This window comes from Sphingorhabdus sp. (assembly GCF_040079335.1).
Classification (GTDB): Bacteria; Pseudomonadota; Alphaproteobacteria; order Sphingomonadales; family Sphingomonadaceae; genus Sphingorhabdus_B.
Window position 1 is genome coordinate 47,815 of the sequence record NZ_JBEBKL010000013.1, and the last position, 13,345, is coordinate 61,159.

The window sequence follows — 13,345 nt, forward strand, 5'->3', positions numbered from 1 at the left end:
TGGCAAAGCGTTGTTGCCGCTCTTAAAGCCGCGTCATGAGCACAAAAACAGTTTCGAAACGCAACGATCCTGTGATCGAAAATCGCGAGCAACTGATTGCCGCAATGGCGAAGGGCGAAAAGCCGAAGGACCGTTGGCGGATCGGGACCGAGCACGAGAAATTCGTCTATTGCACCGGCGATCATCATGCGCCGTCCTATGACGAACCCGGCGGCATCCGCGATCTGTTGATGGCCATGACCGAATTTGGCTGGGAACTGGTTTATGAGGGCGACAATGTCATCGCGCTCAAAGGTTCTGACGGCGCGGTCAGCCTTGAACCTGCGGGTCAGCTCGAACTCTCAGGCGCACCGCTCGAAAACCTGCACCAGACCTGCGCCGAAACTGGTCGCCACCTGCAGCAGGTGAAGGCCATCGGCGCAAAGACCGGCAAAGCGTTTCTGGGACTTGGCCTCTGGCCCGACAAGAAGCGTAGCGACCTGCCGGTCATGCCCAAAGGCCGCTATGAAATCATGCTGCGCCACATGCCGCGCGTCGGCAGCATGGGGCTCGACATGATGCTGCGCACCTGCACGATCCAGGTCAATCTCGATTATTCGAGCGAAGCCGACATGGCGCACAAATTCCGCACCTCGCTGGCGCTCCAACCATTGGCGACGGCGCTGTTTGCTAACTCGCCCTTCCTTGAGGGTAAGCCCAATGGCTTCCTTTCCTATCGCAGCCACATCTGGTCAGATACCGACCCGGCGCGCACCGGCATGCTGCCATTCGTCTTCGAAGACGGCTTCGGTTATGAACGCTATGCCGACTATATGCTCGATGTGCCTATGTACTTTGTGTACCGCGACGGCAAATATATCGACGCCTCAGGCCTCAATTTCCGCGATTTCCTGAAAGGCGAGCTTTCGGTGCTGCCCGGCGAAAAACCGACAGCGTCCGACTGGGAAGACCATATGTCGACCGCCTTCCCCGAAGTGCGCCTCAAAAGCTTCCTCGAAATGCGCGGCGCCGATGGCGGGCCGTGGAGCAAGATCTGCGCGCTGCCGGCCTTCTGGGTCGGCCTGCTCTACGACCAGTCGGCGCTTGATGCCGCTTGGGATGAGGTCAAGCACTGGTCGATGGAAGAACGCGAATTGCTCCGCTCCTCGGTCCCGAAGATGGGGCTCGATGCACCCATCGGCGGTGGTGGCAAACTACGCGACATTGCCGGACGCATCGTCGATATCGCCTCGGCAGGCCTGACCGCACGCAACCGCCTGAACAGCGGCGGCGACAATGAAAGCGGCTTCCTCGATCCGCTGCGCGAAGTTGTCGCCAGCGGCAAGACACCCGCTGAGGTGCTGCTCGACAAATATCATGGCGAGTGGGCGGGCGATATTGCACGCGTCTATGACGAGATGAGCTTCTAGGCCTGCGCCGCCAACTGTAACATCGTTGCAACAGTATCGGGGGAAAGCGCCGCGAAAGTGGCGGCTTTCCTTGACTTTTCAACGCTATTTTCTAAGCGCGACGCAGGTTCAGCAAGGGGCAAAAGCCCCGTCATTTCCATCTCTCAAACAACCGATCAGGGAGCACAACCGCCATGCGCACCTTTGCAACTTCGTTTATGGCCATTGCCATCGCCACCACCAGTTATGCCGCACCCGCCTTTGCACAGAGCGAAGCCGCAGCCGATGAAGGCCTGGGCGAAATCGTCGTCACAGCGCAGCGCCGCGAAGAAAATCTGCAGGACGTGCCTTTGTCGGTAACCGCCGTCAGCGGCGACCAGCTTGCCAGCATCCAGGCGGGCGGCGTCGACATTCGCGGCATTTCTGGCCGTGTGCCCAGCTTGCTTGTTGAATCCTCTTATGGCCGCACCTTCCCGCGCTTTTACATTCGCGGGCTTGGCAACACCGACTTCGACTTCAACGCATCACAACCGGTCAGCCTGGTCTATGACGATGTCGTACTCGAAAACCCGATCCTCAAAGGCTTCCCGATATTTGATCTGGAACGTGTAGAGGTGTTGCGCGGACCGCAGGGAACGCTTTTTGGGCGGAATACGCCTGCCGGTATCGTCAAATTTGACAGCGTGAAACCGAAGGATGAATTTGGTGGCTATGGCCGCCTTTCCTATGGCCGTTTCAATGCGATCAACGCGCAGGGTGCCGTCGGTGGGCCGCTGGGCGAACAAGTCAGCGTACGTTTGTCGGCAATGTACCAGACGCAGGACGATTATGTCGACAATGTGCTGCCCGGCGGAACAGCCAAAAATGCCTTTGAAGGCTATGACGAATTCGCCGCGCGCTTGCAGGTTCTCGTCAAACCCACTGAAAATCTCGACATCTTGCTGACCGGCCAGGTCCGTTCGCTCGACGGCACTGCCCGGCTTTTCCGCGGCAATATCTTCACCCGCGGACAGGCAGGGCTGAACAGCAATTTTGACCGTTACAGCGTTTCGATTGACGCCAAGAACGAGCAAAGCGTCGACACCCAAAACGCTTCGGCGCGGATCACCTGGGATGCTGGCCCGGTTTCGCTGATCTCGGTAACCAGCCTTTGGCGCGGCGACGCGACCTCGGTGGGGGATGTCGATGGCGGCTTTGGCGCCAACTTCCTTCCACCCAATCTATACGGTCCGGGCGAAATCCCTTTCACCGCAGAAACCCGCGACAGTTTGCCGAGCCTTAACCAGTTCACACAGGAACTGCGCATTGCCAGCAACGGCGACGGTCCGCTCAGCTATCAGGCAGGCTTCTTCTATTTTGACGAAGACCTGGAAATCGTCTCGCACAATTATTCGACGCTGGGCGATCCCAACAATGCGACCGGCGGGGTAAATATCGTCGTTTCGCAGGAACAGAACAGCAAAGCCTATGGCGTCTTCGGGTCGCTGACCTACAAATTGAGCGACCAGTTCAGCGTCACCGGCGGGCTACGCTATAATGACGACAAGCGCAGCTTTGTTGCCGTGCGCAGCAAGGATACCCAATTCCCCAACTTCCTGCAAAATCCGCTGGGAACTGTCACCCGCCAGGTCAGCGACAACAATCTGACATGGGATTTGAGCGCAACCTATGCGGCAAGCGACGATATCAACCTCTATGCGCGTGTCGCCCGTGGCTATCGCGCGCCGAGCATTCAGGGTCGCATCCTTTTCCCGCCCGCGACTGCGACGCCGCTGGAAGATGGCGTGACCGTTGGCGATTCGGAAACGATCACTTCTTATGAAAGCGGCATCAAATCGACACTTCTCGATGGCAAGGCACGGTTCAATCTGAACGGCTTTTACTATGAACTGAAAGATGCACAGTTGACCGCTGTGGGCGGCGGCATCAACGCCAACCGCTTGATTAACGCCGATATGGTACGCGGTTTCGGGTTCGAGGCCGATCTGGAATTCAAGCCAACGCCCGAATTGCTGCTCACCGCCGGACTCAGCTACAACAATACCAAGATCCGCGATGCCGGTCTGACCACGGCGGCGTGCGGCGCGGTACGCGTAGATACATTCCCCAATGTGTCGTTGTGCACCCCACTCGATCCGATAGTGGTGGCAGCAGCACCCTTCTCGGCGGCCATCGTCAACATCAACGGAAACAGCCTGCCGCAAAGCCCGCGCTGGATCGCCAACTGGACTGCACGTTATGGCGTCCCCGTCGGCAATGGCGAAGTCTATGCCTATACCGACTGGGCCTATCGGTCGAAGATCAATTTCTTCCTCTATGAATCGGTCGAGTTTCAGGACAAGCATATGCTCGAAGGCGGGGTGCGGTTGGGTTATAAAACCGACAGTTATGATTTCTCCGCCTTTGTCCGCAATATCACCAAGGACACTTCAGCTGTCGGCGGAATCGACTTCAACAACCTGACCGGTTTCGTCAACGAACCGCGCATCTGGGGTATCGAAGCCGGCTTTAAGTTCTAGTTCAGCCAAGGACGTATAAGGACGGGGCGGGTTTGCGAGAGCAGACTTGCCCCGTTCGCTTATCGGCGTTCTAGCTGACGCGATTTCCTGGCCATCAGATGATTGCATCTGACTTGAAATCGCTCTAAGGGCACCATTCTTCGCGGCAACGTGGAGCGCAGGAGTTTAGCTCAGTTGGTAGAGCATCGGTCTCCAAAACCGAGGGTCGTGGGTTCGAGTCCCCCAACTCCTGCCATTTTCCCGATCGCGCCATTTTTCGCTTGAACAGGCGACCGAGCCTATTCACACAGCTGTAAACAACGCGGTGTGAGGAGAATGGCGTGCAAGATGGCATCGGCACATCTGCCGAAGACGGTAACGCGGACATAACCCGCAGAACCACCGCTTATTATTCCGCCAGTGTCGGCCCGATCGCGATCATGGGCTTACCGCTCTCCATCTATCTGCCGCCCTATATCAGCGAAGGCGGGGTGGTGGCTGTGGCACTGGTCGGGCTGATGTTTTCGATCAGCACCTTGTGGGACGGCGTTGTCGATCCGCTGATTGGGACAATGATCGACCGGAAATCAAAGGGCGATGCGCCGCATCGGCGCTGGATGGCGGGTGCAGCCTTGCCGCTCGTCCTGCTGCTTGCGCTCCTCGTCACCATCGGCGACCGGCTGGATTTCTGGGCGCTGCTGCCGCTGCTGCTGCTCTATTATTCCTGCTACAGCCTGTTTGACGTAGCCCACCTCGCATGGGGATCGGCGCTCTCCAATGGCCGGTCAGAGGTGAGTGCACGGCTGTTCGGCGCGCGCGAATATGCCGCCAAATTCGTCCTCGTTGTGGCCTTTGCGGCGCCGGCGCTCGCCCAGTTTCTGATCCCCGACATCAGCCTGCAGGGCCGGATCATTGCCTATGTCAGTCTGGTCGCTTTCGCTATGCCGCTGGCGCTGTTTGCCAATCAAAAGGTGCCTGCCCGGCCGGTCATCGTCGAACCCGGTTTCGGCTGGCGGCGCGAATTGAAACTGTCGCTGCAGTCGCCGTCGCTGCTCCTCATCATGGCGGTCCATTTTCTCAACGCCTTCGCTTTCGGGGCGATGGCATCGACCTATATCTTCTTTGCCGAGGCCTATCTCAAGCTTGACCAGCATGGCTCGCTTTTACTGTTCCTGACCTTTGTCGGCGGCGCGATCACCACGCCGCTGTGGACGCTCGCGGCCCGAAAGCTGGGCAAACCCAAGGGCATGATCTTGATGTGCACGACACTCGTCCTGCTGCTGATTGGCGGGATGCAATTGCCGCTTGCCGGTCAATTGCTGCCCTCTGCCGTCTATACGATGATCCTCGGTGGCGCCTTTATGGGGCTGATCTTCATCTTCGGGATGATCGCCGACTATGCCCCGGTCGACGCGCAGATTTGCGGGCGCGACCGGACGGCGTTCATCTTTGCAACCGGTAATCTGATGCAGAAACTGGGCAACGCCTCCGCACTGGCGATTTCATACTGGCTGTTGGGGCAGTTCGGCTATGATCCCGAACACGCGCAAGAACATGGCGAACTGGTGCGCAATATCTGGGCGGGATTGCCGGTTGCGGCATGGGGGTTGGCGGCGATAGTCGCGCTGTTCCTTGTCCGCCAGCCCTGGGCGCGGGTTCGTCAGTTACCCCTTCCCCATGCGACTGGTGCGCGTTAGGCTGCAGCCATGGAGAGAGGGAATTGGCAAGAGTCGATAGCCGATCCCGCACGCTTTGCGGCGCTGCGGGCCGCATATGGCCGCGACGGCTATCTGATTTTCCCTTCGATATTGTCTGCCGAAAAGATTGCGGAATTGCGCGCCGCGCTGATACCGCATCTTGAGCAGAATATCGCCGGTCGCAACGATTTCGAAGGGCTGAAGACCAACCGCGTCTATGCGATGCTGGCGAAATCGCCGCTCTTTGCCGAACTGGCTATCCACCCCTTGGTGCTCGCCTTCGCCGAAGCCGATTTGGGCCGCGAATGCCTGCTCTCTGCCTGTCTGGCGATCAACATCCATCCGGGCGAGACGGTGCAACCCTGGCATTTTGACGACAGCCATTTCCGCCTGCCGCGCCCGCGTGCATCGCTGGGCCTCAGCGCGTTCTGGACGATCGACGCAACAACCGAAGAAAATGGTGCAACCGAAATCCTGCCCGGCAGCCATGTCTGGCCGGAGCAACAGATAGAGGGCGGCAACACCTTCTCGACCTTTTCCGATCGCAGCGAAAAGAGCCAGGATGAAGATCCCGGTGCGCGGCCCGATGCCATCAAGGCAGTCATGCCCGCAGGATCGCTGATGATTGCCAAGGGGACGCTATGGCACCGCGGCGGGGCCAACCGGTCGACCGAACCGCGGCTGATCATCACCCCGCAATATTGCCCTGGCTGGACGCGCACGCTCGAAAATATGAGCCTCGCGGTTCCGCCAGAAATCGCCGCCACCCTGCCCGAACGCGCGCGCGAACTGATCGGCTATTCGATCCACCCGCCCTTCATGGGCTATGTCGACGGCATGCATCCGCGGCGTTTGATCGCTTAGTTTTGGTTTCAGCGTTGCTGAAACATAGCGGCACCGGCCCACGCCCCCACCCGGCCTCCCATAGCAGATTCTGTTGGGGAGGCCGGGTGGGGGCGTGGGCCGGTGCCGTATCTTACCACACAAGCAAACCCGCTTGCGACTCCGCGAAATCGCCGCTAAAGGGCTGGTCTTTCCGAAATCGGAACCTATATCGCTCCCGACCAGAAACCGGGAGCGATGGCGGCTATCCGGTGGGCGCGATTACAGGAAACAGGAACATGGCAAAAACCAGCCCCGGTGAATTCATTCGTCAGGTGCGTGCCGAAATCGGCAAGGTCGTATGGCCGACCCGTCAGGAAACCACGCAGACCGCGATCATGGTGCTGATCATGACGATCATCCTTGCCGTTTTCTTCCTGGGCGTTGACGCCTTTTTCAACATGGTCGTGCAAGGCCTGTTGAGCCTCGCCAAATAATTCCACGAACGTTCAGGCCGAAAGACAGATCACATGGCACGCTGGTACATCATCCACGCATATTCGGGTTTCGAAAACAAGGTTCGCGACCAGATCCTCTCCGAAGCCGAGCGCAAGGGCCTGTCCGCACTCGTCGAATCGGTCGAAGTGCCGACCGAGCAAGTCACCGAAGTCCGCCGTGGCAAAAAGGTGAAGGCCGAACGCAAATTCTTCCCCGGCTATGTGTTGGCAAAGCTCAACATGAATGACGATGTCTATCACCTCGTCAAGAACACCCCCAAGGTCACGGGCTTCCTCGGCGCGAACAACAAGCCGCAGCCGATCACCGAAGCCGAAGCCGCGCGCATCCTGAACACCAAGGAAGAACTGGCAGCAGCGCCGAAGAAGCGCGTCGCGGTCGATTACGAAATCGGCGATCAGGTGAAGGTGATGAGCGGCCCGTTCGCCAGCTTCAACGGCGTGGTCGAGGAACTGGATTTCGACAAGAACCGCGTCAAGGTTTCGGTCTCGATCTTCGGTCGCGCAACCCCGGTCGAACTCGATTTCGAAGAAGTCGAATTGATGAAATAATGGCCGCTGTCGGCCTATTTTCTTCAAACGGCTTGGCGGCACAGCGCAGATGACCGGCGCTGGCCGCACTCCAGAGGTCTTGGCGCGTATCGAACAGGCGCGCGCGCTTTTCGATTCGGTTCCGGCTGAAGAGATGGTGCAAAGCATCAGCCGCCTGTTCGATCTGGTGCCCGACGAAGCACCAGACGAGTTCATCTTTCCGGCACTGCCCAACACCAGCCGGGCGCGCATCTTTGGTGGGCAGGTGGTTGCGCAATCATTGATGGCGGCCGCCCGCACGGTCGAACCCGACAAGCAGATCCACTCTCTGCACGCCTATTTCCTGCGCGGCGGGCAGGAAACCGCTCCGCTGCATTTCCGCGTGCATCGCGACTTTGATGGCCGCAGCTTTTCCAACCGCCGCGTTGTCGTGCGGCAAGAGGGCAAGGTGATCTTCAACCTCACCGCCTCGTTCCAGCAACCCGATCCCGGCCTTGCACATCAGGTGCCAATGCCCGATTTGCTGCCGCCCGAAGAATGCTGGGATTTTACCGACTTCATCGCCGTCAGCCCGAATATGGATGACCGGTTGCTGCACCAGATGGCGCGGCCGCGCCCCTTTGAGATGCGCAGCTTCCGTCCGCCAGCCAAAGCGAAAGCGACACAGCATTACCAGTGGTTCCGCCTGCGCGGGTCGATCAGCGACAATCCTTTGTTGAACCGGGCGTTCCTCGCATATGCCTCGGACATGGGGCTGCTGTCTTCATCGATGCTGCCGCACGGGCTCAACTGGACGACGCCGGGTCTGTTTTCGACCAGCCTTGATCATGCAATGTGGTTCCACAACGATGTGCGCGTCGACGACTGGTTCGTCTTTGTGATGGACAGCGGCTGGACCGGCAACAGCCGCGGCATCAACCATGGCTATATTTACACCCGCGACGGCACCTTGATCGCCTCGGTCGTGCAGGAAGGCCTACTGCGCTACAAACCGCCTGCCTGACAGATGCACCGGATAACATCGGTATCCCTGTTCATGGCCTAGTTGGCTGATATCTGGTTTCGTTTTAGCGCGTGTAGTTCTTCGATGCGTCTTTTCGTCCAGTTGAGACGCAGTTGCTGCAACTCGATGGCAAGCTTGGCCTGAACTGCCTCATATTGGTCCTGATTGTTCAGATAGTTTTCCAGCCAGCTTATCGCCTGCTCAATCGAAACCGCCAGCCTTTCGGCATGCTTCATTTGATCCGAAACATCCATTGCCTGCCATAGACCTGCGCGCAGCCTGAACGGATCCGCACCCATCGCAATGCAAGCCGGAATATCCATCGCCCAATCGGTCAGAGCCGCATGACCATCATCGGTAAGTTGAAGCGACTGCGTACCTCTGGCGTCGTTCGATGCGCTTGCCAGAATGAGGTTTTTCTCAATCAATCGCTTGATAGCGGGGTAAACCGATCCAGCACTTCCCTGCCAATAGGATGATGGCGAGTTTTTGAAAGCCTGACGCACTTTGAAAGCCGTCCTTTTCTGGCGATAGCCGATTTCGGTCAGAATTGCGCCTTCGAGCTCTGTGATCATCTGCCCCTCATAGCCATTGCGCATGCAGCCTTGCAACGCTCACACAAATTTAGTACGAATCGGACTATTCTGCAATTGCAAGGAAATCAGCATGTCGTTGTTGTCACGAAGAACGTTCATTTCCGCAAGCGCGGCGATTGGCTTTGCCGGCACACAAACTTCAGTGTTCGCCAAGTCTGTCGAAGCGGATTCGAACGCTGGGACCCTTGCTCCCGAGGGTGTTTTCGATGTCTATCAGAGCAAAGGCCGGGCAATGATAATCGTCCGCTCCGCCGAAAACGCGCCATTCCCTGTCGTTTTCGATACAGGTACCAATGGTAATGCAGTTGACTTGAATATCATTAAAGCGCTTCAACTCAAACCTGTTCCGAACCACATTAACAAAGTCGTTGATGGCGCTACTGGTGCCAGTTTTGACGCACATGAATATGCCATGCCGGAAATCAGCATTGGCAGTTTGAAAATCGGCAACCGTCAGATTGCCGGCTATCCCTACAACGTTCCCGATGAAGCCGGGATATTTGGACCCAATTTGTTCATCGGCCAACTGGTCTATGTTGATTTGGGTGCGTCAAGAGTGTGCGTCATCAACAAGACGAGTTTTGCAAAGCCCGAACGCCCCCCCATTCCATATCTGGGAGCCAAAGGTAATGGCCTGCCTGCGCTGGAACTGCTATTACCTTGGAAGGACGGATCGACGCCCGATGGCGCGGTAATGGCCAAGCTCGATTCCGGAAACAATCATGCGCTGCTTCTGCCCGAATCTTACATGGATCAACTGCAATTCCTACGTCCGGTCTCGACTGTAGGCCGCGCAACATCTGTGTCTGGAAGCCGCGACGTCAAGGGAGGGCAAATTCAAGGTGAGGTAAAAATCGGACCTGTGAGCCTGATCAACCCCGATGTTATCTTCACCGGGCAGACGCCCAATGCCGGGCTTCCGATAATCCGGCAATTGCGCTTCATTCTGGACCCTGAAGCCGAGCAAAGCTGGCTGCTTACACCTTTGGACATGACGCCTGAAAAGCTGTCTGAATATGTCGGACAATATGGTGTCCGGCGGATCAGCTTGAAGGAGGGCCAACTGATCTATCAACGCGAGGGTGGGCCAGAGCGCAGCATGACTCCGTTGGACGGCGATCTATTTGAACTCGGCGAAAGCCAGGATCAGCTTCTATTCGAACGCGTAAATGGAAAAGTAGCGAAGCTGAAACTTATTACCGGCTCCGCCCAGATGCTTTCATTCGTAAAAACCGGACCGGCGTAACGGTCCGTGTTCCCAAGATTGGCTTGATTTAGCCGAGGCTCTCAACTAGGGGCGGCGCTTCGCATTTCCTCTGGATTCGCGATTCCCGCGCGGGAGGAAGTCTTCGGACAACCGTTTGACCGCTTAATTTGACCCGCCGTCGCTTTGGCTTTGGTGGGGAAAGAATGAAAGGAGGCCTCTTATGGCCAAGAAGATTGACGGCTATATCAGCCTGCAGGTGCCCGCGGGCGCCGCAACCCCGTCCCCGCCGATCGGCCCTGCGCTCGGTCAGCGTGGTGTGAACATCATGGAATTCTGCAAGGCGTTCAACGCCGCGACCAGCGAGCTTGAAAAAGGCACGCCGATTCCGACCAAGATCACCGTGTTTTCGGACAAGAGCTTTACCTTCATCACCAAGTCGCCCCCGGCGAGCTTCCTGATCAAGAAAGTGCTCGGCCTGAAGAGCGGTTCGAAAGAGCCGGGTAAGGTCAGCGCAGGAAAGATCACGCGCAAGCAGCTTGAAGAAGTTGCGACGATCAAGATGAAGGATCTGAACGCGAACGACATGGACGCTGCGGTCAAGATCATTGCAGGCTCGGCTACGGCCATGGGCCTCGAAGTGGTGGAGGGCTAAGCACATGGCTAAACTGAGCAAAAAGGCAAAGACCCTGGCAGCGCTCGACGCTGAAAAGCTGTACGGCGTTGACGAAGCGCTGAAGACCATCAAGGAACTGGCCACCGCCAAGTTTGACGAAACCATCGAAGTCGCGCTGAACCTTGGCGTTGATCCGCGTCACGCCGACCAGATGGTCCGTGGCATGGTTTCGCTGCCCGCCGGTACCGGCAAGGACATGAAGGTCGCTGTGTTCGCACGCGGCGACAAAGCCGAAGCCGCAACCGCAGCCGGTGCCGACAAGGTCGGCGCCGAAGACCTGATGGAAGACATGCTGGCCGGCAACCTCGATTATGACCGCGTGATCGCAACGCCCGACATGATGGGCATTGTTGGCCGCCTCGGTAAGACGCTGGGCCCCAAGGGCCTGATGCCGAACCCGAAGCTGGGCACGGTGACGATGGACGTGGCTGCTGCCGTGACCGCCGCCAAGGCCGGTCAGGTTGAATTCCGCGTTGAAAAGCAGGGCATCATCCACAGCGGCATCGGCAAGAAGAGCTTCTCCGACGCCGATCTGCGCAAGAATTTCGACGCGCTGGTCGATGCGATCATCAAGGCGAAGCCGTCGGGATCGAAGGGCAAATATGTCCGCAAGATCGCGGTCAGCTCGACCATGGGCCCCGGCCTGAAGGTCGACATTGCCGACGTCGCCGGCGCCTAAGCCAAGCGAAATGCGAATTACGAAAGGGCCGGGGGCAACCCTGGCCCTTTTGCTTTGCCCGACAGGCAGGTGAGGAACGCGACCCCCGCCCCGATACACAGCTGCCAGGGGAAGGCGAGGCCCTTCATCGCGGGGGGCAGACCTAGATGATCGACGACATAATGCTGTTGCAGCAGGATCGCGATGAAGCCGACTGCCAATGCTGCAATCACCGATGCGGTTGAGCCCCGCTTCGTGAACAGCACTGTCGCATAGACGCCCAGTAGCCCCGAATAGGCAAAAGCCATCACGCCGAGCACGAATTCGAGCAAAGGCATGTCGGTATAACGCTGCCAATAGAAGCAGAGGATCGACATCGCGAACAAGGCGATCGCGAGTAGCAGCATCGCCCCGCGCCCGGCGTTGACATAATGATGCTCGGCTACTTGGGCGCCGTGGCGTTCCCTCCAGGGCCGGTAGAAATCGCTCACCAGCACCGCGGACATCGAGATGAGCCCCGAATTGATCGCCGCCGCCGCAATCACCCCGACAGTGATCAGGCCGCGCACCCCCGGCGGGATTTCGGAGAGGATGAACGACATGAAAATGGTGATCTTCTCCCCCGAAAAACCCTGCATCGCGCTTGCGCTCGCGCCCATCAGCTCAGGCCGTTCGTAGAAGATGTGGAGCAACGAACCGATGGCCATGAACAAAGCCACCACCGGAATCGTCATCCACATAGAAAGGTAAAGCGCGCGGTTGCCCGCCTTGGCATCCTCGCACGCAAGGAAACGCTGGCTGGTATCCTGATCGAGCCCGGCATTGCCGATATTGAGCAGCACCAGTCCGGTCAGGATCGCCCACACCGTAAAGGGCTTTGACCAGTCGAGCGACCAGTCGAACAGCCGCAATTTGTCCACGCCCCCCGGCGCATGGCGCAGCCCCTCCCAGATCTCTGCCGCCGGTGCGGGGATGCGGTTCCAAAGCAGCCAGAAAACAATCAGCGCGCCGCCGACATAGAGCACCACCTGCACCAGATCGCTCCAGATCACCGCGTTCAACCCGCCGAACAGGGTGAAGACAATGCCAAACACCACCAGCACCGCAGAGGCGATCAATATGTGCTGCGGCTCGACATCGAGGAAGATGATCATCGAAACCGCAATCGCCGCGAGATAGAGCCGCGCCCCGCTCGCCAATATCCGCCCGACCAGATACATCCCCGCCGCCGCGCGCCGCGCGGTCCGATCGAACCGCACCTCGAGCAGCTCGTACACCGTGGTCACGCCGAGCGCATAATAGCGCGGGATCAGCAACCGCGCGACAAACACCGCCGCGATGATCGCCGCAAAATTGCTGGTCAGGTAACTCCAGTCGCCGCGATAGCTGTTATCGGGTGCACCCAAAAAGGTGGCGGCAGACTGCATCGTCGACAGCGCCGAAATCGCGACCAGCCAGGCAGGCGCATGATGGCCGGCCAGGAAATAGTCCTCCGCTCTGTCCGGATTCCGCCGCGAAGACCACCAGGCCGCCAGCGCGAGCAGCGCGACGTAGAGCCCCATCACTGCCCAGTCATAACCCGTATATGCAAGCGGCATCCGACCCCCTTCCCCTTGGAGAGGAGTGAAAGCCTATTGTGGCCCGGATATCAAGCCCGTGAATCTCCCCTCCTCTTCAGGGGAGGGGCAGCGAGACTTGGCAGCTATGCTGCCTAGTCGCAGCGGGGTGGGGGCTTTAGGCCTTGCGCAACGCTGACA

At 58.4% G+C, this 13,345-nt stretch carries 12 protein-coding genes and 1 tRNA gene; 11 read left to right on the forward strand and 2 right to left on the reverse strand.

The genetic code is table 11. From position 1 onward, the window contains the following. Positions 1-35 precede the first annotated feature (35 nt). From ABL922_RS05920 to ABL922_RS05955, 8 genes are all read left to right on the forward strand, one after another. A complete protein-coding gene (locus ABL922_RS05920; protein WP_349023289.1) occupies positions 36-1,409 on the forward strand; it encodes a glutamate--cysteine ligase in 1,374 nt (457 codons plus the stop codon). A gap of 173 nt (positions 1,410-1,582) precedes the next feature. Further along, positions 1,583-3,907: a TonB-dependent receptor gene (locus ABL922_RS05925; RefSeq protein WP_349023290.1), complete on the forward strand. Its 2,325-nt coding sequence runs from the start codon at positions 1,583-1,585 to the stop codon at positions 3,905-3,907. A 159-nt stretch (positions 3,908-4,066) separates the two neighbouring features. Continuing rightward, positions 4,067-4,142, forward strand: a tRNA-Trp gene (locus ABL922_RS05930). A gap of 85 nt (positions 4,143-4,227) precedes the next feature. Continuing rightward, positions 4,228-5,583: an MFS transporter gene (locus ABL922_RS05935; RefSeq protein WP_349023291.1), complete on the forward strand. Its 1,356-nt coding sequence runs from the start codon at positions 4,228-4,230 to the stop codon at positions 5,581-5,583. 9 nt (positions 5,584-5,592) lie between these two features. Then, positions 5,593-6,447: a phytanoyl-CoA dioxygenase family protein gene (locus tag ABL922_RS05940; RefSeq protein ID WP_349023292.1), complete on the forward strand. Its 855-nt coding sequence runs from the start codon at positions 5,593-5,595 to the stop codon at positions 6,445-6,447. Positions 6,448-6,704: 257 nt separating this feature from the next. Continuing rightward, positions 6,705-6,902, forward strand: a complete 198-nt coding sequence (secE, locus tag ABL922_RS05945; protein WP_324335968.1) for a preprotein translocase subunit SecE — start codon at positions 6,705-6,707, stop codon at positions 6,900-6,902. Between the two features lie 33 nt (positions 6,903-6,935). Further along, positions 6,936-7,472, forward strand: a complete 537-nt coding sequence (gene nusG / locus ABL922_RS05950) for a transcription termination/antitermination protein NusG (RefSeq protein WP_324335966.1) — start codon at positions 6,936-6,938, stop codon at positions 7,470-7,472. A 49-nt stretch (positions 7,473-7,521) separates the two neighbouring features. Further along, positions 7,522-8,454, forward strand: a complete 933-nt coding sequence (locus ABL922_RS05955) for an acyl-CoA thioesterase II (protein WP_349023293.1) — start codon at positions 7,522-7,524, stop codon at positions 8,452-8,454. Between the two features lie 38 nt (positions 8,455-8,492). Here the strand turns inward: ABL922_RS05955 and ABL922_RS05960 are convergent, their stop codons facing one another. Beyond that, a complete protein-coding gene (locus ABL922_RS05960) occupies positions 8,493-9,053 on the reverse strand; it encodes a helix-turn-helix transcriptional regulator (protein WP_349023294.1) in 561 nt (186 codons plus the stop codon). Between ABL922_RS05960 and ABL922_RS05965 the strand changes: the two genes are divergently transcribed. From ABL922_RS05965 to rplA, 3 genes are all read left to right on the forward strand, one after another. Then, positions 9,052-10,296: a retropepsin-like aspartic protease gene (locus tag ABL922_RS05965; RefSeq protein ID WP_349023295.1), complete on the forward strand. Its 1,245-nt coding sequence runs from the start codon at positions 9,052-9,054 to the stop codon at positions 10,294-10,296. The two genes, ABL922_RS05960 and ABL922_RS05965, sit on opposite strands and share 2 nt — an antisense overlap. A 181-nt stretch (positions 10,297-10,477) precedes the next feature. Beyond that, positions 10,478-10,909 carry a 50S ribosomal protein L11 gene (gene rplK / locus ABL922_RS05970; RefSeq protein ID WP_349023296.1) on the forward strand — a complete coding sequence of 144 codons (432 nt, stop codon included), beginning with the start codon at positions 10,478-10,480 and terminating at the stop codon, positions 10,907-10,909. Between the two features lie 4 nt (positions 10,910-10,913). After that, on the forward strand, positions 10,914-11,609 hold the full coding sequence (rplA, locus tag ABL922_RS05975) for a 50S ribosomal protein L1 (protein WP_349023297.1): 696 nt from the start codon (positions 10,914-10,916) through the stop codon (positions 11,607-11,609). A gap of 17 nt (positions 11,610-11,626) precedes the next feature. Here the strand turns inward: rplA and ABL922_RS05980 are convergent, their stop codons facing one another. Continuing rightward, positions 11,627-13,186: a sodium:solute symporter gene (locus ABL922_RS05980; protein WP_349023298.1), complete on the reverse strand. Its 1,560-nt coding sequence runs from the start codon at positions 13,184-13,186 to the stop codon at positions 11,627-11,629. Between the last annotated feature and the right edge of the window lie 159 nt (positions 13,187-13,345).